This is a genomic window from Acinetobacter sp. V110_1 (assembly GCF_031798975.1).
In the GTDB taxonomy this organism is placed as follows: domain Bacteria; phylum Pseudomonadota; class Gammaproteobacteria; order Pseudomonadales; family Moraxellaceae; genus Acinetobacter; species Acinetobacter nosocomialis_A.
Map to the genome: position 1 here is coordinate 1059267 of NZ_JAVQNN010000030.1, position 21387 is coordinate 1080653.

Below are 21387 nucleotides of genomic sequence, written 5' to 3' on the forward strand. Positions count from 1 at the left end.
GACCCCGATCTATCTTAACTGATTCCCAAACGATCCCATAACTTTTGCAGTCGAGTTGGCGAAATAGGCATCTTGGTTTTCATCGGTTGAGAAAATAAAGAAATGCGGAATTCTTCCAACATCAAATACAATTCTTTGATTTTTGGATCGTTTTTGAATTTAAATACCTTGTCCATCCATGGATCGACATCATCAATAGCGGCATGATCTCGCTGTAGATTATTTGGCAATCGATCTAAACGCAATAGCAGCGCTTTTAAATATCGCGGATATTCCTGCCAAAGATCGACGGGTTGGCAATAAACAAAATTGCTAAGTGACATTAAATCTAGCTGATCTTCAATATCATCAATACTGCGTCCAAACACTCCTGCATCAAGTACTAAAAGCTGACGACGGATTTGCTGCCACTGAATGTAAATATCACTTAACTGCTCAAGTGCTTGTTGACCATGACTCAAAAATTGCTTTTTGACCTGCTCGAGCAGTTTGTTAAATTCATCTGCATTAATTGGCAAAGTTGTAATTGCCATTTGCAACGTTGCATAGACCAACATCTGCTCAAGCTTAGCTTTATCACCCAAAGGTGAATATGCCAAAGCAAGCGGTTTTGAAATCTGCTTTTTCAACTGGCGAACCAAATCGCCAAGTTGCATATGTACCAGACGAATAATCCCTTCACGATGCTGTTTAATCGCCTCAGCTTGATCGTTAAACGTTTGAATAACAATGCCTGATTCATCTTTAGCTTCGAGGTCAGCAAAAGCCTTGGTCGGAACTAAAGCCTGAAATTGTTTAACTACAACGCCCGTGACTTTATGAGAAGCCTCAAAAGTAAAGTTTTCAGGAAAATCTTTAAACTCGCCTTTTTGCTGTTTCACTGGACGATGTGTTTCCACTCGGCAACGTGCTTTTAACTCAGGTAAATCACGACCTTTCGCAATCAGCTTACCTTTTTCATCAATCACCTTAATGAAAGGCACCAAATATGGATCAATACGTTCAAACGAAAAATCTTTGTCAGTAATTTGCTCACCACGTAAGGCAAAAGCTAAATAACTAAAAATATGTTCACGCAAATGTACAGCATCAATGCCTTGCATGAGCTTACGAGCCGTATCAGGAATAGGCACTACATTACGACGCTTGTCTTTAGGTAAAGCTTTCAGTAATGCCTCAATTAAATCTTGGCGCCAACCCGGAATTCCCCATGACCACATATTTTCATCAACTTGAGGCAGCGCCTGCACAGGAATTTGAACAGTGGCACCATCTTCATCATGACTCGGGTCAAAATGATATGTCGTTGCTAAACGTAGCTGCCCATTATGTAAATGATCAGGGAATTGCTGCGTGGTTGGGCGGTCATTGAGCCAAAGCGCATCATCGTCAATAAATAAATAACGTGGATTTTTTGCTTCAACCGTTGCACGCCAGTCTTCAAAACTACTTCGACTTGCAATTTCTTCTGGAATTTTAGAGGCATAGAACTGATAAATTGTTTCTTCATCTACTACTAAATCACGGCGACGCAATTTATCTTCAACTCGCTCTACTTCCTCAAGTTTAAGCAAATTGTGTTTTAAAAATGGCGGAACTGTACCTAGGTTACCTGTGGTTAATGCATCACGTAAGAAAATTTCATGAGCAGCAGGCTGGTCAACTTTCTCAAAATTAATTAAGCGCTTTGGTTCAATAATTAAACCAAACAGCGAAATTTGCGCATACGCATTTACAATCCCTGCTTTCTTAGACCAATGCGGCTCAAAATAGTGATATTTCAATAAATCACGTGCAGCAAGCAAAATCCATTCAGGATCAATTTTGGCTAAAGTACGTAAGTACACTTGAGAGGTTTCCACCATCTCAAAAGCCATCACCCAAGCAGTATTAGTTTTGTGCAAAGTACTGGCAGGAAAGACTTTCGCCTTTTGCTGACGCACTGCCATAAAGATATTACGTTCATCAGTTTTATTGGCAATAAAAGACAATAAACCTGTCAGCAATGCACGGTGCAAGTTTTCATAGTTCGCAGGTTTTTCATTAAAACTCAGTTTTAAACCTTCAGCTAACTCAACCAATTGTTTATGTGTCTGTTTCCATTCGCGTAAACGTAACCAGCTTAAGAAGTGCTGCTTGGCAAATTGACGACGTTTGTTTTCAGACATGCCTGCTTCACCTTTAGGATTTAAAGTCTCCCAAAGTTTTAAATAAAACAGAAAATCTGAATCTGCTTCTTTAAATAAGGCATGCTTTTGGTCAGCCTGCATTTGTTTGTCGGCAGGGCGCTCACGTGGGTCTTGCACTGCAAGCGCACTGACAACCACTAAAATTTCTTTAAGCACACCAAAATGAGCACCACCCACAATCATACGCGCGAGCCGTGGGTCAATTGGCATACGAGCCATCATTTGCCCAACTTTGGTCAGCTCATTTTTCTTCTCGTTAAGCGCACCTAACTCGATCAGCAACTTACGGCCATCATTTACAAGGCGGAAATCTGGTGGCTCAATGAAATCGAAGTTTTCTAACTCACCTAACCCTAAACTCTGCATTTGCAAAATAACAGATGCTAAGTTGGTTCGTTTAATTTCAGGCTCGGTAAACTCAGGACGACTTAAAAAGTCTTCTTCGCTATATAAACGAATACACACACCCGGAGCAATACGACCACAACGCCCTTTACGCTGATTGGCTGCTGCTTGAGAAATTGCTTCAATGGGTAAACGTTGTACGCGTGAACGATAGTTATAACGCGATATACGTGCAAAACCACTGTCGATTACATAACGAATATTTGGAACCGTCAGTGCAGTTTCGGCCACGTTGGTCGCAATAATAATACGACGACCTTTTCCACCCGGACTAAAAATCTTTTGTTGTTCAGAAACTGCTAAGCGTGCATACAACGGTAAAATTTCGGTGTGTCTCGGCCCATACTTTTGCAAGGTTTCCTGCAACTCACGAATTTCTTGTTCTGTACTTGAGAAAATTAAAATGTCGGCATGTTCGGGGTGACCTTTTGCTTCGGCATCAGCAAAACATTCTTCAACTGCCTGTACAACTGCTCGAGGTAGATTTTCTTCAAAATCATCAAACTCATCGTCGTCACTGCCGCCAATATTCATCTCTGAAATTGGACGATAACGTACTTCAACTGGATAGCTACGACCTTCTACTTCAAAAACTGGTGCATTATTAAAGTAGTTACTAAAACGATTTACATCTAAAGTTGCCGAAGTCACAATCACTTTTAGATCTGGGCGTTTTGGCAATAACTGCTTTAAATAACCCATAATAAAATCGATATTGAGTGAGCGTTCATGCGCTTCATCAATAATGATCGTGTCATATTTAGACAAGAAACGGTCATTGCCTAACTCGGCAAGCAAAATACCGTCGGTCATTAACCGTACGATAGAGTCCTGCGAGCCTTGTTCATTAAAACGGATTTTAAAACCAATCGATTCGCCAAGCTTTTCGCCAACTTCTTCTGCAATACGCTGAGAAACACTACGTGCAGCTAAACGACGTGGCTGGGTATGACCAATCATACCTGTTAAGCCACGACCTGCTAGCATTGCAATTTGAGGAAGCTGAGTAGTTTTACCCGAACCTGTTTCACCAGCCACAATAATAACTTGATGCTTTTGAATCGCTTCAATTAAACGGTCAGCATATTGCGAAACAGGTAAATCCTGATTCAGTTTAATTTTAGGTAGTCGTTCAAAACGCTGTCTAACTTTTGCATTAGACTGTTCAAATAATTTTTCAATCTCTGAAGTATCGGCTTTTTTATCTTTACGCAAACGATTTAAACGGTAACGATCTCTCGCCATCACCCATTGATCTATATTTAAACCATTCAGCACAGATAAATTTTCCTGAAAATTCAACAATCCGCTATTTTACGCTTTAATGCTCTTCAGGTAAAACAGTTGGTTTTTTATATATTTTTAATTTTTTAAAATTTTACCCTTGAATTTTGACTCGCTAGACTTCATGTTGTTATGCAAGTTTCTTTTACGATAACTGTCATTTGATTTACATGTTTTTGCAGTCAAATCGAATACAGTGTTTGGGGACTTAGAAATCGTAAATTTATCACTTATTCAATTTTCCGATTTTAGTCATGTAAAAATACTATTTCCCCAATAAAGAATTTTTATTTATTCTACATCTCGTAAACAAGTTTAAATATAAACCTCAATCATGGAGACAATGATGAGCTTGATTAATACTGAAGTTAAACCTTTCCAAGCAACTGCTTACCACAACGGCCAATTTGTTGAAGTTAACGAAACTAACCTTAAAGGTAAATGGTCTGTTGTATTCTTCTATCCAGCTGACTTCACTTTCGTTTGTCCAACTGAACTTGGTGACTTAGCTGACAACTACGCTGAATTCCAAAAACTTGGTGTTGAAATTTACGCTGTATCTACTGATACACACTTCACTCATAAAGCTTGGCACGACACTTCTGAAGAAATCAAAAAAATCCAATACCCATTAGTTGGTGACCCAACTTGGACTCTTTCTAAAAACTTCGACGTTCTTATTGAATCTGAAGGTTTAGCTGACCGTGGTACTTTCGTTATCGATCCAGAAGGTAAAATCCAAATCGTTGAACTTAACGCTGGTGGTATCGGCCGTGACGCATCTGAACTTCTTCGTAAAGTAAAAGCTGCTCAATACGTACACGCTCACCCAGGTGAAGTTTGCCCAGCTAAATGGAAAGAAGGCGAAGCAACTCTTGCTCCATCTATCGACCTAGTTGGTAAAATCTAATCTCTCTTAGATTTTAAAAACTCAAAGAACCACCCTTTATCGGGTGGTTCTTTTGTTTTGAATAAGCACATCACATTTTCTACTGATACTTTTACAATTATGCCCTTCCCCGCGACCTCAACATTGAGTAATGTCAAATAAACAACTGGTTAATTTTTGAGTAAGTTTGATATGAAATAAAGGGGTACATTTATGGTAAATACAGCGGTCGTCACTTCATGGAAATACAATGCGACATCGCGTCATTTAAAAATATTTTATAGCGATGGTTCGGGAGAACTATATCATCCTGTTCCGGAATTTGTTTATGACAATTTATTACGTTCAACGGATAAAGCCGCTTTTGTACATAAATATTTAGAATTTAATTTGCACTTTACACGACTCTCTTTGGTGATTGCCTCATAACAAATATAAAAAAGGCCTGTTCAAAACAGGCCCAACTGGAATATAAAACGATTTCAGTAAAATTATTTTGTGACTACTAAACATAAACCTGCGCCCACAGGCACAATACTGCTCATGAAATCTGCATCCTTTTTAATTAAAGATAAAAAAGAATTTACTTCTGCTGCATGAGAAATCACATTATCAACCACTAAAACTCCACCTTTAGGCTTAATTAAACGTTTTAAATCTGGCCAATAACTTTCATATACGTCACGTTCAGCATCTAACAAAATAAAATCATAAACTTCGTTTGCTTCTTTTAAATAATCGGCTGCATCTCCAACCCAAAATTGAACAATTTCACTGAGTTCTAATTCAGCAACATGGCGTTTCGCCTCAGCACTTCGCTTTGCATCAATTTCAAGCGTAGTCACCTGCCCACCAGTGGCCTGAGCGGCTTCAGCTAGCCATAAAGTTGAATACCCTGTCGAAGTACCAATTTCTAATATAGCCTTGGCTTGTTGCATGCGAATAAATTGCGAAATTAATTTTGCAGATTCTACTTCTATATTACGGTATCGTTGTAAACGATCAGATTGCTGTGAATCATGCTGTTTAAAGGTGTCATATAAATCGGCAACTCTTTGTAAGAAAAAAGTATTTGGCATATATTCACCCTTTTAAATCGTTATTTTATATGAAGGTCGTTTGAGTTAAGTGCTTTGAATTAACTTGAAACGCGGCACGATACTTCCGTCAGCCATTTGCACAGTTTCAGTAAACATATTCAGTGGTCGAACCCAAGTTGAATAGTCACCATAAAGACACTGATAAACGACTAACTCTTCTTCAGTCTCACTGTGTTTTGCCACAGAAAAAACTTGATAGAGATTACCTTTATAATGCTGATAAATGCCGCGTTGCAATGACATGAAAGTACCTTTTAATGTTATGACATAAAATCTTTACAGCCATATAACATATATAAATTTTTAAATACTTTCACTTTAAAAGATAAAAAAGAGTAATAAAGAGCATTTAGAGATAAATTATTGATCTTATTTATGAATAGATTTAATAATTCAAAAAACCGATCAAATATATAAAAACATACTGTTTTACCTATTTATTGTTTTAACGTACTATGCATCTATTGAAAGAATTTGGATGCATTGGAGTAAAAACAGATGTTAGATCAAAACATTAAAACTCAATTAAAAGCTTACTTAGAACGTTTAGAAAGTCCAATCGAATTAGTTGCTGCTTTAGATGAATCAGATAAAGCTGCTCAAATTAAAGAACTTGTGACAGAAATCGCTGAGCTTTCTGACAAGGTAACTGCCCGTTTTGATGGCAACAATACACGTCGTCCAAGCTTTGGTGTGGCTAAAGCAGGTGAACAGCCTCGTGTGTTCTTTGCAGGCTTACCGATGGGTCATGAGTTTACATCTTTGATCTTGGCTCTGTTACAAGTGTCTGGCTATGCACCTAAAGTTTCTGATGAATTGCTGAACCAGATTAAAGGTTTAAACCTCAAAGCTAACTTTGATGTGTTTGTATCTTTAAGCTGTCATAACTGTCCGGATGTAGTACAGGCGCTGAACCTGATTGCGATTTATAACCCGAACACTACAGCAACCATGATTGATGGTGCATTCTTCCAAGACGAAGTTGAACAACGCAAAATCATGGCTGTACCAATGGTATTCCAAGACAACGAACACATTGGTCAAGGTCGTATGACGCTTGAAGAGATCGTGGCAAAACTTGATACCAACTCAGCTGAAAAAGATGCAGCAGCACTCAATGCCAAAGATGCGTTTGATGTATTGGTGATTGGTGGTGGACCTGCGGGTGCAACAGCAGCAATCTATGCAGCACGTAAAGGTATTAACACAGGTATCATAGCTGAACGCTTCGGTGGTCAGGTGATGGATACCATGGACATTGAAAACTTCACTTCTGTGCAAAAGACTCAAGGTCCTAAGTTTGCTGCCGAGATGGAAGCACACGTTCGTGAATATGATGTTGATATCATGAACCTGCAACGTGTCAGCAAAATCACAGGCGCGAACCAGACTGCAAATGGCTTGGTTGCAGTTGAACTTGAAAACGGTGCAAAGCTTGAATCGAAAACAGTGATCCTTTCTACAGGTGCACGTTGGAGAGAAATGAATGTACCGGGTGAGCAAGAATATCGTACCCGTGGCGTTGCGTACTGCCCACACTGTGATGGCCCATTATTCAAAGGTAAACGTGTTGCTGTGATTGGTGGCGGTAACTCGGGTGTTGAAGCTGCGATTGACCTTGCAGGAATTGTTGAACATGTAACTTTGGTTGAGTTCGATACAAAACTACGTGCTGACCAAGTTTTGCAAAACAAATTGCATAGCTTGCCAAACACAACTGTGATTATGAATGCCTTAAGTACAGAAGTGTTAGGCGATGGCTCACAAGTGACTGGCCTTAAATATAAAGACCGTGCGACTGATGAAGAGCATGTGGTAGAGCTTGCAGGGATCTTTGTACAGATTGGTTTATTACCAAACACTGACTTCTTGAAAGACAGTGAAGTTGAGTTAACTAATCGTGGTGAGATCATTGTGAATGACCGCAACGAAACCAATGTGCAAGGTGTATTTGCTGCGGGTGACTGTACCACTGTGCCTTACAAGCAAATCATTATTGCTACCGGTGAAGGTGCTAAAGCATCACTCTCTGCGTTTGATTACATCATTCGTTCTGGGCAGTAAAACTGGTTAGCTCCTTCTTCTTGAACGAAAGCCTAGCATTGCAAAATGCTAGGCTTTTTTAATATTGAAGTTACAACTTTTTAACAATTTTTGATCTTTATTAATCAGTTACTTTATGTTTATATTTTAGACATCCATAATTTTGGATGCCATGAATTAGAAGGAAAAACACAATGAATAAATTACTTGTTGCTTTAGGTCTTGCTGCGACTGTTGCCCTTGTTGGTTGTAATAAAGATAAAGCTCCAGAAACTGGCGCGACTACAGGTGAACATTTAGAAAATGCTGCTAAACAAGCAACCGCTGATATTAAATCTGCGGGTGACAAAGCTGCGAGCGATATTGCAACTGCTACAGACAATGCTACAGCTAAAATTGATGCTGCTGCTGACCACGCTGCCGATAAAACTGCAAATGCTGCTGCACAAACTGAAGCGACTGCGCGTAAAGCAACTGCTGACACAGCTCAAGCTGTTGAACATGCAGCTGCTGATGTAAAAGAAAAAGCTCAACACTAAGTTATATTCAACATAAAAAAGCCCCTATTGATTAGGGGCTTTTTTAATAGGTTTAAAATCGTTTATGAAATTAAACCTTCATCACGCATCGCAATTTGTACAGATTGGCGCTCAGCAACTTTATTACGTAATGCAATAATATGTTTATACGGCGTTAAATCATGCTCAATTGAATTTGACCAATTTGTTAAAACAAATAAATATGCATCAGCTGGACCAAAATTATCATTTACTAAATAGTCATAATCCGACTCAGCCAAATAATTATCGATATATTTTAAAAGACGGTCGATTTCAGCATAAGCTTTGGTCTTTTCATCATTTGTTAACGGCGCCCCAAAAAATACCGCATAAGCATCATGTAGTTCAGAGTTCAAATAACCCAACCATTCCAACACTTTCGCACGGCCTAAGCCTGAAGGAGGAATCAAATCTTGTTTAGGATCATGCTGAGCAAGGAACGGTAAAATCGCCACGTTTTCAGTCAAAATCAAACCTGGGTTAATTTCTAAAGCTGGTACATAGCCCTTCGGGTTAATTTCGTAATAATCTGCACCTTTTTCTGTTTTATGTGTTTTTAAATTTACTCGTTCTAAATCAAAATCAACATTAATTTCATTTAAAATAATATGTGCAGCTAAAGAACATGCGCCTGGCGAATAATATAATTTCATATCTGATCCTTCTTATCTTACATTAACGTTTTAAATTGCTTCTAAAAAACCTGCAAGGTTTGTACAATTCCTTAATTGTAAAAAAGCGTAAATTTATAAATTACTTACACTATCTAATATTCTTGAAAAAGTTGGACCTTGCAAGTTGTCTTGCGTGACGATTGTTTAAAATATGATAAAACACATTCCCATCACGCATTTTTTACCGTTAATTACGTTTAAAAAGTTGGCTAAACCATTCCACTAATTGGTTTAAGAAATCCAGAATAGGATTTTTGTTGCCATTATCAGGATGACTTGAGTCTTTACCATTTAAATCTAGATCGACAATGACAGGGTCATGGTCCGAAGAACGATAGGCATCTTCGCCATAAAACAGCGCCTTTTGCTCATCGGTTTTATATTCTTCGTTGTAGTCTAGAACTGTTGGCTCATCAGCATTGATATGCCAAGCAAACGTACGAACTACTTTTGGATATAAATCTGCATCGGCAATTGCATGATCTAAGTTACCCGCTCCACCATTGCCATTTGCATCACTTGCCACGCCAAACACATAGCTATATGCCTGAGCGCCTTGCCCAACCTTAGCGTCATTGAGTAAGACTTTATAATTGGCTTTTTCAAAGGCTAAAATAGGTTCTTCTTTTGCATAGCTATTCATATCCCCAACAAGTAAAGCATTTTGCTTAGGAACTTGTGTCGGGTTTTTCGCGAGCCACTGCACAATTTGATCAACTGCTTTTACACGAGTCGGGTTCCAACAACCTTGGCCATCTTTTTGGTCCGCATCCGTAGAGTTAACATCAACTCCAGTACAGCCTTTTGACTTCAAATGGTTTGGAATAACGGTAAACGTTTTATTGCCACGAACTGCTTGGAAAGTCTGTGCTAAGGTCGTTCGATTTTTATCGCCCAAATCAAGCACAACTGGTTTGTTTAAAGGCTTCACACGCTTACTGTTATAAACAATCGCAACAGCAATAACATCGCCACCTAAACGGTCTAAATTTTCAGGAACTACATATTTCCAGTCTGGACCTAATGCACTGGTTAAATGAGCGATTGCGCTATTTGAACCATAACCATTGTTGGCTATTTCCATTAAACCGTACACATCAGCATCAATCGCTTTTAATGCACTCACAATTTTACGGTGCTGTTTATCAAACTCTGCTTGTGTGTTTGCACCACGTTCTGTTGGGAAGCCTGTTGCACCATTGTCATAGTTCAAAACGTTAAATGAAGCTACACGAATATGATTGGCATTTTTTGTGATGACACCCTGACGTGGATTGGTTTGAGTAACTACTTCTGGTTGCGTACGTCCAAGTACTGGCTGTACGCGCCAGCCATTAAAACGATACTCTAAAATCCCTTCAACATTTTTAAGCTGATAACCTGAACGTAATGTATTGGCAGCACTAAAAGTTGTCGGTAACCACGGAGTACGGTTTTGGTTGTTATACCCATCATCAAAAATGATTTTTGATAATAAATTTTTCTGAGCTAAAGCTTTCGCTTCTGGCGACAAGGCAGGATATAAATTGGTTGGAATGTATAAGCGACCTAAGCTTAATGAGAGTTCACCATAGCGACCATAATTATAGTTCTCACTCACCGTTAAAGTCTGAGGTAGTTTAACCAACATACCTTGATAACGCTGCGGTGAATTAATTGAGCCGCCCGTTAAACTAGCAAACGGGAGTTCAAGGCTAATCGGCTGAACCTGATTTGCCATATTGCTATTACAGCTTTGAATATCCTGCTGTAATTGATCAATTTGTAGCTGGTTTTGATAGCTTGTTAAACGACCTCTTAAAATAACCTCATCACCAACTTGGCCACCTTTTACCGTGCTGCTATTTGGAATATAAACAAAAATGGCATTACTTACATTCGCACGTGCTTTGGTGTCAGGTGTTTGAATATAAAAGCCTGAGAAACCATTGGCATAACGGTAGTCAGCAGTAATCACGCCACGCACTGTATAAGTCTGGTTTTGTGTTGACGTTGCTAAATCGGCAATGGGTGTATCTGAGCTCGAACAACTCACCGTTTGCACCGGCGGCTGAGTAGTAGAACCCGATAGATTTGAAAAATCATTTCGGTTTGCCCATGCTGTCCATGAGTGGTCCAAATCAAATGCTGCGGTTGGGTCAATACTTAAAGCTGGATTTTCAGTTTCAATACGTTTAAAACTATTTCCCAAACTTGAAACAGCCGTTCCCCAACCTGCCTCAGGTCGCTCACCAATACGTCCAAAACGATCGACAGGTGTGCCTTTATAAACGAGTACAACTGCATCATCACCATTAAAAGACAAGGCAGCTACTTGATTTACTTTATTGCCAAGTTCAGTTTGCAGCTCTGAGCGGCCCACTAAAAACTTCTGCTTACTCGCAAGTGTACCCTGTAAACGGAAAGTCACCGTTTTTGCAGTACCACCATTATTAAACTGTTGAATTTCATAGTCTGCTAAGTTAACAGTAGTTCCATCTGGGTTATAAATCTCTAACCCTTTTTTATTACTGCTGCCATCAACATACTGGCTAAACATAAGCTGTGCTTGAGCAACTGAGCTATATGAAAATGCACCAAATGCACTTAAAAAAACCGAAAGTGTTCTTAACTGAAAAGTTTTCATGAGTAAAATTGTTCATGTGAGTTTTAATTAGCTTCTTAGATTAAATATTGATCATGACATCTACATGAAGAAAAACACCGAAATATTTGACTTGACCACCTGAAGACTTAAAATACCGCATTTGAATTTCAATATTGCCAAGGTTATGTCGATCGATCAGTTAGAAACGCAAATTGCAGACTTAGACAATTTGCCTGAACACCGTGAAATTGTGACGTTTATGCGTCGTTCAGCACCACTTAATACGTCTCAACGCACGGCATTAGAACAACATCGCGATTTAATTTTGGAATACCCCGTTGGTGACTTACGTCAGCACTTCGAACATCCAGAACGTCCTTTAACTGTTGAAATCGGTTTTGGTATGGGTCGTTCATTAGTGCTTATGGCAAAAGCCAACCCTGAACGCAACTATGTAGGTATTGAAGTACACGTACCTGGTATTGCTCAATGTTTATATGAAGCAGGTATAGCGGAACTTAAAAACTTACGTGTACTCGATGCAGACGCGATTCAAGTTTTACGTGAAATGCCTGACAACAGTATCAACTGTGTACAACTTTACTTCCCAGACCCTTGGCAAAAGAAACGTCATTTCAAACGCCGTTTTGTTATTCATGAGCGTATGCAACTGGTTGAACAGAAACTTGAGCTTGGTGGTACATTCCACGCAGCAACAGACTGGGAACCATATGCAGAATGGATGCTTGATGTACTAGACAATCGTCCAGATCTTGAAAATTTAGCTGGTAAAGGCAACAGTTACCCTCGACCAGAATGGCGCCCTGTGACTAAGTTTGAGCGCCGTGGTATTGAGTCAGGTCATAAGATTAATGACTTTATCTTTAAAAAGATTAAGTAAAATTTAACTACTAAAGACAAAAAAATAAAGGCATTAAATATTAGTATTTAATGCCTTTTTTAATCTTTTAAATAAATTAATAACTTAAGATAAAGACCAAAAATAATTTTGGTCTCATCGCCCTAATTTTTAAATAATAACTTGCTGGTTATTGATTAGATCATTTAAATTAACGTTTGTATTATTCAATGTTAACAACAATGAACTACTATACGTCGTTCCTGCACCATCCCTATCAATATATAACTGTGTATTTGAACCACTCACAACAGTTTTTATAAATGGTTCCAAACTAGTAAAGCTATAAGTACCAGAATAACCAATTAACAGATCACCAATATCAATTTTATCTGCATTTGTATTTGATGAGGTATTACCAATAGTGAAATCAGACCAGACATCTGTACCATTTCCACCCAGAGCATCAGATTGAACTAATAATTGATATAGTGCGGTATCAGCCCCAGTTCCACCGGTAAGTTGATCATTTCCACCTTGTCCATCCAGAATGTCATTACCAGCTCCACCATTTAAAGCATTTATTCCACTATTACCTGTAAGAGTATTATTTAATGTATTACCTGTTGCATTAATGGCTGTTGAACCACTTAAAGTTAAATTTTCTAAATTACTGCCTAATATATAAGTAATAGAGCTCAGAACCGTATCTATACCTTCACTAGCATTTTCTGTAACAGTATCGCCAGAGTTATCAATTACATAAGTATCATTACCTAAACCACCAAGTAACTTATCAGCTCCTGCTCCTCCATCCAGATAATCATCACCTGCACCACCAGTTAAAGTATTAATTGCACTATTACCAACAAGTACATTATTGAGCGCATTACCTGTACCATTAATTGCTGTTGATCCAGTCAATGTTAGATTTTCAAGATTATTACCGAGAGTATAAGTAATTGAACTAAGAACAGTATCTATCCCTTCACCGGTATTTTCCGTGACAATGTCACCTGTATTGTCAATAACGTAAGAGTCATTACCTGTTCCACCTAATAATTTATCTGCACCAACTCCTCCATCCAGATAATCATCACCTGCGCCACCAGTTAAAGTATTAATTGCACTATTACCAACAATCACATTATTGAGTGCATTACCTGTACCATTAATTGCTGTAGTGCCTGTTAAGGTTAAATTTTCCACATTATTTACTAATGTGTAAGTAACACTACTTTGGACAGTATCAGTTCCTTGATTCACACTTTCACTAATAACATCAGCAGTACTATCCACAATATAAGTGTCATCACCTTTTCCACCGTACATTGTGTCGTTACCAGTACCACCATTTAAAGTATCATTACCTGCCTGCCCATAGAGAATATCATTACCTGCTTGTCCTGTTAGGGTGTCATTTCCTGAAGCTCCATATAACGTATCAGCATTGCTTGTTCCATTTATTGTTTGATTTTGAACAACAAATGTTAGCTTAAACACATCAGAAACTGATTGGTTAGCAATATCTTTGACTGTAATTTTAATATTTAGCGGCATTGTGTTATCAGGTGAAGTGCCACTCAACACTCTTGTAGTTGGGTTGAAACTAAGCCAAGATGGTAATGGAGAGCCATCTTCTAAGGTAGCCGAATACGTTAATGTATCACCATCAGGGTCTTTGAATGTTGTTGCAGGAACGGTATAGCTAAATGCTTTAGCATCCGTCACGCTTTGATCTGCAATTGCATTTAACAATGTTGGAGCTTGGTTCGGTAGACTAACTTTTAAATTAAATGAGGTGGCGGTACTATAACCATACATATCTGTTCCCCAATAAAAGAACGATAAGTTGCCAGTCACATTAGTAGGAGGAGTACCAGATAAAGTTTGTGTTGCAGTATCAAAACTTAACCATGATGGAATAGATTGGTATTGTCCACTACTATCTTTAGTCGTTAAAGTAATTTTATAACTCAAAGAATCCCAGCTATCCTGATCAACAATAATATTATTAGCAAATTTATAGCTAAATTCAGTTCCCTGATTACTTGTAATTAATGGTATAGCTGCATTAACAGTTGGTGCATGGTTTGTTAAGGCTCTATTAACTAATGTGTTAATATCATCAACACCCCAAATCACTCCAGAATCAAAATTAATCTGATCCATCTTATAGGTGGTATTTTCGGTATCTGCAATATAATAATTAGAAAGCCAAATATGATCATTTGTACCTTTAAAACTAAGATATACGCTATCGCCATATTTTTGAGCAGATACATCATTAGCTGAATAACCTTGAATTTTTAATATATTTACAGCATCAACATTATCTTCAAAGCTGTAGGTATCCGTACCACCACCTCGGCTAAAAATATAAGTATCATTTCCGGCTAAACCATCAATATAATTATCTTGCTCATTTCCAACAATGATATTATCAAGATCATTACCAAATCCTGTTTTAGCATTACCTTTTAAAATAAGATTTTCGATGTTATTTTCTAATATTTTATAACTATCTGTTAAAACTGGATTTCCATTTTCATCTTGACTAATAAAGCGTGCATCTTCCCAACGTTCAAGAGTATCTATACCACCATCAATATCTTCAACAATCTGGTCTCCATCTATAATGTAAGTAACACCATTATCATCAGTTTCAATGGTTTCGGTTGTATCAACAACATAATAGTCATTACCTATACCTCCTTGCATATAGTCACTACCTGCACGACCGTCAATATAGTTATTGCCATTATTGCCAATTAATTTATTATCAAATTCATCTCCATAGGCATTAATATTCTGGTTACCTAATAATGTAACAGCCTCAAAATTATTTAATGCAAGATCAAAATTTTTAGCAATATAAATTGTATCGTAACCACCATTTTGATCATTTTCTTCATAAGTATCTTGTTCATCCACAATAAAGATATCATCACCTGACCCTCCTATCAGATGATCTGCTCCATCCCCACCATCTAAATAATTACCTAATTTTCCAGCAACAAGAGTATCATCACCATTACCGCCATAAACATCACCACTTTCTATAGATATATAATCATTGCCTTCACCCCCATATACTTCACCTTTTCCACCTAGAATAATATCATTTCCAGCGCCTGCTATTATATAATTCTTCCCTTGACCTATAGTTATTTGGTCATCACCATCACCACTTTCAACTTTATTATTTCCACTACCAACATCTATAGTGTCTGCTCCACTTCCTGAATAAATGGTATCATTCCCACTTTGAGTTAAAATAATATTTTTGCCATTTCCTGCATAAATTAAATTATTTAAATTTCCAAAACCATCAATTACATTATCGCTATCATCATAAATAGATTTCACATCGCCAATAGATGAAATAAAATCTGTTAGTTTAAATTCAGTAGCTAGATAATGACTATAAGTAGCATTAGTATGATAAACATCCTCACCATCGATTCTAATATTCATATTTTTATATAAACTTAAATCACTAGCTGCGTTTATATTTTTTAACCCAAAAACAAACAAATCATCCTTCATGAGAGTAAATGTTTTAGAATGATAATCATAAGTTGCTTGAAGTAACGGCCTATTATTCAATGTGTATTTATATTCTGTATGTCCATTATTTTGAGATATTAATTCAGCAGAACTGCTATTTGGTGAGCGAATAAAAACATTACCTACTAATGTAAAATAGATTTGTGAATCAACATTTACAACCCCAAGATAGTCTTCATCCTCAATCCAAGTTTTTGTACCTAAATTTAAATTGTATGAATCATAACCCAACCCACCAAATAAATTAAATTCTGATTGAGAGTATGAATAATTTACTTGGAATGAATCATTACCACTTCCACCATAAAGATAATTTAATAATTTTCCACCAGATAAATTATCATTACCATCACCACCATACATGATATTATTAAACTCAGCAGAGCCACCCAAGTAATTATCACCACCATCTCCTAGTTTTGTTATTGTTATTGACTCATTCAACTTATCTTTTGTTAGAGTCAAGTCATCAAACTGAATTTCCTTGATATTCCCTTTCAATATAAAATTAGAAATTGTAACTAATGAACTTTCATTATAATGAATATTTAAATCATCTTTCACCACTTCAATTATTACATCTTTTGAAGTTATTCCATTAAACTTTAATATACTATCATCCCCATCATAGATAGTATTCTGTTGACTAAATATATCAAACAAATAAATATCTTCCCCATTTCCTCCTTCTAAAATATTATTACCTTTTCCTCCACTTAAAATATCATTATCATCTCCACCGTATAATTTATCATCACCATCTCCACCGTAAAGCACGTCTCTACCAATATCTCCAAAAAGTTGATCATTGCCAGTGCCGCCCTCGATAATGTCATTTCCGTCGCCAGCTTCTAAATAGTCATCATCCTCCCCACCTTCTAAATGATCTTCACCAACACCACCGAAAAGTTGATCATTGCCAATGCCCCCTTTAATGATATCATTACCATTTCCACCTTTAATGATGTCATTTCCATCACCACCTTCAATAATGTCATTTCCATCACCACCTTCTAACTGATCATCACCTTCACCACCTTCTAACTGATCATCACCTTCACCACCAAAGAGTTGATCATTACCAGTGCCCCCACTAATAAAGTCATTGCCAGTATTCCCCTCTAACCTATCATCCCCTTCATCGCCAAAGAGCTGATCTGAACCACCAAGACCTTTGATAGTGTCATCGCCAATTCCACCATAAACAATATCTTCACTCTCAGAGCCTGTTGTTTGATCATTTCCTCCTAACAAGTGATATTCATTGGCCTGATATTGCCCATACGAAACAACATTATTTCTAATCTGTTGAATATCAACAATGTCACTTAAATCGGAATTTTCATAAATTAAATTATCATCTTTAATATAACTATTAGTGAAAATTAGATATAACCCTTGGATTCCATGCCAAGAGGTATTCAAAATTTTATAACTTAATCCTTCACGTTCTTTTAAATAGGTATCAAGATGAATAACATAATCATTCTGAATTGTATTATTTAAATTTGTATTTATATTATATTCATTACGATTAAAATGAAGATATTGATTATAACCACCCGTAACGTTGTTTCCATATTCATCTGTGACAATTCCCCCATCAATTGTTGGTTGAGTTTCACTATCATCAAAAAAAGTTAATTTAAACTGGGGTAAAACAGCATCAGGATCTTGACTTATTGTTGGACTAATAAGACTAACTGCATTATTATAATGATAGATATTTATATTTGAAAGATTAAAATTTCCTTCTAAATAAAAGTGGTTTTCTCCAGAACTATCTAAAATATTAATTTCCGAATCTCTTACTTGAATATGGTATGTATCATTTCCCTCGCCCCCAGCTAATTGATCATTCCCTTCATTACTTATAAAAGTATCATTGCCTTTTCCACCATAAATAATATCATCTCCCGCTCCTCCATCTAAAATATCATTACCATCAAAACCCAATAAAATATCTTTTCCACTTCCACCATAAAGTTGATCATTACCATCGGAAGTACGATCATCAGTTACATCACCTACAAGGTGATCATCTCCATCACCTCCATATAAAATATCCGAACCACCATCACCATGGATATTATCATTACCAGCATCTCCATAAAGCGTATCATCACCGTGATATTGTCCATCTAACTGAGTATTATCTCCTTCTATATAGTCGCTACCAACTCCCCCATAAATAATGTCAGAACCTCCATCCCCCCATAACAGATCATCTCCTAAACCACCGTAGATTTTATCATTACCATGATATTGAGAATCTAGAGCTGAATTATCCCCAGAAACCCTATCATTTCCCTTATCCCCATAGATTTCATCATCTCCACCATCTCCATTAATCTCATCATTACCATCATCCCCATGAATCTCATCATTTCCATGATATTGTCCATCTAAATCCGAATCATCTCCTGTAATTAAATCATCACCATCGCCTCCAAAAATGTAATCTGCGTTACCTTGCCCCAAAATCGTATCGTTACCATCTCCACCATATAAAGTATCTTCGCTATGGTATACACCATCTAATGAAACATAATCTCCTGAAATATGATCGTTTCCGCTTCCACCCTCAATTATATCTTTTCCACCATTCCCCCATATTTTGTCATCACCATTACCTCCAAATAATCTATCATCGCCATGATATTTCCCTTCTAATGTCAGGTGATCTCCCAAAATTTCATCATCGCCATCATCCCCATAAATTTCATCATTACCTAAGTTTCCTAAGATCTTATCGTTTCCTGCACCGCCATAAACTAAATCATCACCGAAACGATTATAATTTTCAGATTCAATTGGTGGAGCAAACTTACCTTCCAAATCTTTTAAATCGGCTTCGATAATATCGTCGCCTTCACCACCATATAGGGTATCTCGCTCAAGCCCACCAACAAGCTCATCATTTCCACTACCACCTATTAGTTCATCACTTCCATCCCCACTATATAGGGTATCGTTATTATCACCACCATATAGATAATCACTGCCATCCAATCCATAAATAGCATCATCTCCTTCTCCACCATATAGAAAGTCTTTATCAGATGAACCCAAAATAATGTCATTTCCTAGACCGCCATAAGCAATATCACTTCCTGCGTAACCATGACCATAATTTAAAGCTTCTATAAAGTTATAAAGATAGTATTTACCATATTGGCCTGTATAATAAATATCGAAAAAAGGAAGAATCTGCTCTGTAGATTTCCCTAAATTATTATATATATAATATGAAAATTTATTATTCTTATCTAAATCCAGTTCAAAATTAAAGTTTAAAATATTATATTCTTTATTTAACTCTGTGGCCCCACTATTTGCATTTCCAATTTGATTTAATAAGGGTTCTTTTACTGCATCCAATCTATTTGAGGTCATAATAATATCATTACCAGCACCTCCATAAACCTGATCTCTACCAATTCCAGAAAATATAATATTATTATCTTGTTCTGATGTAGTTACTCCAGCATAAATAACATCATCCCCTTGGCCTGTAGAAATTAAGTCATTACCATCACCGGCAATAATGACAGCATTTTCATTAGTAGAATGAATAAAGTCATTTCCTGCAAAACTTGCCACATAACGTTCACCAAAAATAATATTATTACCGTCTGTTCCAAAGGCATAAATCGAGGTATCAGATGGTGGAGTACTATTATTCTCTAAATCACCAAAATTGAGGCCTAACTCACCATTATTAAAGTATTTTACAGTAATACTTTTATTATCATTTTCTTTACTAATTACTATTTTTTGTGTTGTCGTTACACCATCGAAATCATCGACTAACGCTATCGTGTATTGTCCATCAGCACTTTTCCAAAGTTTATTATTAATTTTTTCACCAACAGATATAGCCACACCATCTATTTTTATTTGACCATTACCATCTAAATCATAGATGGTATCGTATCCATATTTTCCATCAAAAATATAAGTATCATCACCTTTCTCATCAACTAAAATATCATCTCCTTCTCCGCCATCTAAAATATCATCTCCTTCTCCGCCCTCTAAGTGATCATTATCCTTTCCACCGTATAAATGATCATTATCAAGTCCACCATAAAGTTGATCTCGATTACTACCACCATAAAGTTCATCATTTCCTGTCCCACCATAGAAACGATCTTTTGTACTATAAGATGAATGGTATAATCCAATGAAATTAGAATTTGTCTCTAAACCATATATTCTATCATTTCCCCCCAAGCCATAGACATAGGAGACATCTGTACCAGACTCAACTGATAATATATCGTTTTGATCAATCTTATCTTGATCACCAACAGCCCAATAGTTATCCTCACCAAAAAAATTATTTAAAAAATAATGCCCTACAGAACCAAAACCCCCTAAGGATAGTCTAGCCAGCCATTCTTCTGCATCATTCGAATAATCTGATACATCTTTAGTTTGCTCAATTTTTAATCGCGATTCTGGATGAATCAATAACTCAGAACGAGTAATTAAATTATCGTTTTTATCTAAATTAATTGTTCCATGGCTAGCCTCTGTAACCCAATCTACTAGTACCGAACTACTCAATAATCCAGCTGGAGCTTTGCCTTCAGTTTCTGTTATTTCCTTCCACTTTTGGTTAACAACATCAATACCAAAGTTTTCCATAATAATTTTCATGGGTGTTTCTAATGTCCAATAATTAATGTTTAAACCATTAGCATTAAAAACCTGCATATGAAATTCTCGTATTTTTGGAAAATCTATTTCTTCATTAACAAAACCTCCATTATTAATTGCCTTTTCCAGTAAAGCATTTAAATAACCATTAAGCATCCCAACTCGAATTTTTTCAACGGTTTCAGCGCTAATCGTTGTCCCCAAGCGATGAGCTGTCTCCTGCATAAAATCCAATGCTCCTGTACCTGTTATAGTATTCCCGGTTGATACACCAAATGCCCAACCAGCATAACCAAAGCCGATATTATTTAGTACATTATAAACACCAGGAACAGCATTAATACCTTGTGCTAGTATTAGGTCTTGATACTCTTTAATTTGCTTAGTTGTTAAATTTTGGATTGTACTCATATGATTTCCCCTGTTTAATCATTAATTCGATTTAAGATTTTTAATAAGGTTTCTGATTTTTGCTAATTAAATACTAAAACTTAAAATAGATATTAAAAGAAAATTAAAATTCATCTTATAATTAAAAGCTCTATTAATTAGCATAAAATCT

11 protein-coding genes are annotated in these 21387 nt (G+C 36.8%); 5 read left to right on the forward strand and 6 right to left on the reverse strand.

What is annotated here, in order from left to right; translation table 11 throughout:
- Positions 1-14 precede the first annotated feature (14 nt).
- Entirely contained in the window at positions 15-3872 is a 3858-nt protein-coding gene (gene hrpA / locus RMA95_RS16015; protein WP_311071842.1) for an ATP-dependent RNA helicase HrpA, read from the reverse strand.
- Positions 3873-4224: 352 nt separating this feature from the next.
- Between hrpA and ahpC the strand changes: the two genes are divergently transcribed.
- Positions 4225-4788 carry an alkyl hydroperoxide reductase subunit C gene (ahpC, locus tag RMA95_RS16020; RefSeq protein WP_003652649.1) on the forward strand — a complete coding sequence of 188 codons (564 nt, stop codon included), beginning with the start codon at positions 4225-4227 and terminating at the stop codon, positions 4786-4788.
- A gap of 192 nt (positions 4789-4980) precedes the next feature.
- The gene (locus tag RMA95_RS16025) at positions 4981-5196 is read left to right on the forward strand and encodes a KTSC domain-containing protein (RefSeq protein ID WP_311071848.1); all 216 of its coding nucleotides are present in this window, start codon (positions 4981-4983) and stop codon (positions 5194-5196) included.
- Between the two features lie 62 nt (positions 5197-5258).
- Here RMA95_RS16025 and RMA95_RS16030 read toward each other — a convergent pair whose 3' ends face one another.
- Positions 5259-5846 carry an O-methyltransferase gene (locus RMA95_RS16030; protein WP_311071850.1) on the reverse strand — a complete coding sequence of 196 codons (588 nt, stop codon included), beginning with the start codon at positions 5844-5846 and terminating at the stop codon, positions 5259-5261.
- A 45-nt stretch (positions 5847-5891) separates the two neighbouring features.
- Positions 5892-6110 (reverse strand): DUF1653 domain-containing protein, encoded by a 219-nt coding sequence (locus tag RMA95_RS16035; RefSeq protein WP_032006575.1) that lies wholly within the window; start codon positions 6108-6110, stop codon positions 5892-5894.
- A 255-nt stretch (positions 6111-6365) separates the two neighbouring features.
- Here RMA95_RS16035 and ahpF point away from each other — a divergent pair, with 255 nt between their 5' ends.
- Both ahpF and RMA95_RS16045 read left to right on the forward strand, forming a co-directional pair.
- Positions 6366-7931 (forward strand): alkyl hydroperoxide reductase subunit F, encoded by a 1566-nt coding sequence (ahpF, locus tag RMA95_RS16040; RefSeq protein WP_311071852.1) that lies wholly within the window; start codon positions 6366-6368, stop codon positions 7929-7931.
- A gap of 173 nt (positions 7932-8104) precedes the next feature.
- Positions 8105-8449: a hypothetical protein gene (locus RMA95_RS16045; protein WP_191108487.1), complete on the forward strand. Its 345-nt coding sequence runs from the start codon at positions 8105-8107 to the stop codon at positions 8447-8449.
- Between the two features lie 62 nt (positions 8450-8511).
- Here the strand turns inward: RMA95_RS16045 and RMA95_RS16050 are convergent, their stop codons facing one another.
- Positions 8512-9123, reverse strand: coding sequence for a glutathione binding-like protein (locus tag RMA95_RS16050; protein WP_000781338.1), 612 nt, complete (start codon positions 9121-9123; stop codon positions 8512-8514).
- Positions 9124-9331: 208 nt separating this feature from the next.
- Positions 9332-11770, reverse strand: a complete 2439-nt coding sequence (locus tag RMA95_RS16055) for an ExeM/NucH family extracellular endonuclease (protein WP_311071853.1) — start codon at positions 11768-11770, stop codon at positions 9332-9334.
- A 145-nt stretch (positions 11771-11915) separates the two neighbouring features.
- Here RMA95_RS16055 and trmB point away from each other — a divergent pair, with 145 nt between their 5' ends.
- A complete protein-coding gene (gene trmB / locus RMA95_RS16060; RefSeq protein WP_019457446.1) occupies positions 11916-12632 on the forward strand; it encodes a tRNA (guanosine(46)-N7)-methyltransferase TrmB in 717 nt (238 codons plus the stop codon).
- A 129-nt stretch (positions 12633-12761) separates the two neighbouring features.
- Here the strand turns inward: trmB and RMA95_RS16065 are convergent, their stop codons facing one another.
- Positions 12762-21236: a putative Ig domain-containing protein gene (locus tag RMA95_RS16065; protein ID WP_311071856.1), complete on the reverse strand. Its 8475-nt coding sequence runs from the start codon at positions 21234-21236 to the stop codon at positions 12762-12764.
- Between the last annotated feature and the right edge of the window lie 151 nt (positions 21237-21387).

Bases quoted from the DNA above. Each gene is read 5' to 3' on its own strand.
- RMA95_RS16045 (WP_191108487.1), top strand. From the start codon at position 8,105: ATGAATAAATTACTTGTTGCTTTAGGTCTTGCTGCGACTGTTGCCCTT.
- RMA95_RS16055 (WP_311071853.1), bottom strand. From the start codon at position 11,770: ATGAAAACTTTTCAGTTAAGAACACTTTCGGTTTTTTTAAGTGCATTT.
- RMA95_RS16035 (WP_032006575.1), bottom strand. From the start codon at position 6,110: ATGTCATTGCAACGCGGCATTTATCAGCATTATAAAGGTAATCTCTAT.
- RMA95_RS16050 (WP_000781338.1), bottom strand. From the start codon at position 9,123: ATGAAATTATATTATTCGCCAGGCGCATGTTCTTTAGCTGCACATATT.
- RMA95_RS16030 (WP_311071850.1), bottom strand. From the start codon at position 5,846: ATGCCAAATACTTTTTTCTTACAAAGAGTTGCCGATTTATATGACACC.
- trmB (WP_019457446.1), top strand. From the start codon at position 11,916: ATGTCGATCGATCAGTTAGAAACGCAAATTGCAGACTTAGACAATTTG.
- ahpF (WP_311071852.1), top strand. From the start codon at position 6,366: ATGTTAGATCAAAACATTAAAACTCAATTAAAAGCTTACTTAGAACGT.
- RMA95_RS16025 (WP_311071848.1), top strand. From the start codon at position 4,981: ATGGTAAATACAGCGGTCGTCACTTCATGGAAATACAATGCGACATCG.
- RMA95_RS16065 (WP_311071856.1), bottom strand. From the start codon at position 21,236: ATGAGTACAATCCAAAATTTAACAACTAAGCAAATTAAAGAGTATCAA.
- ahpC (WP_003652649.1), top strand. From the start codon at position 4,225: ATGAGCTTGATTAATACTGAAGTTAAACCTTTCCAAGCAACTGCTTAC.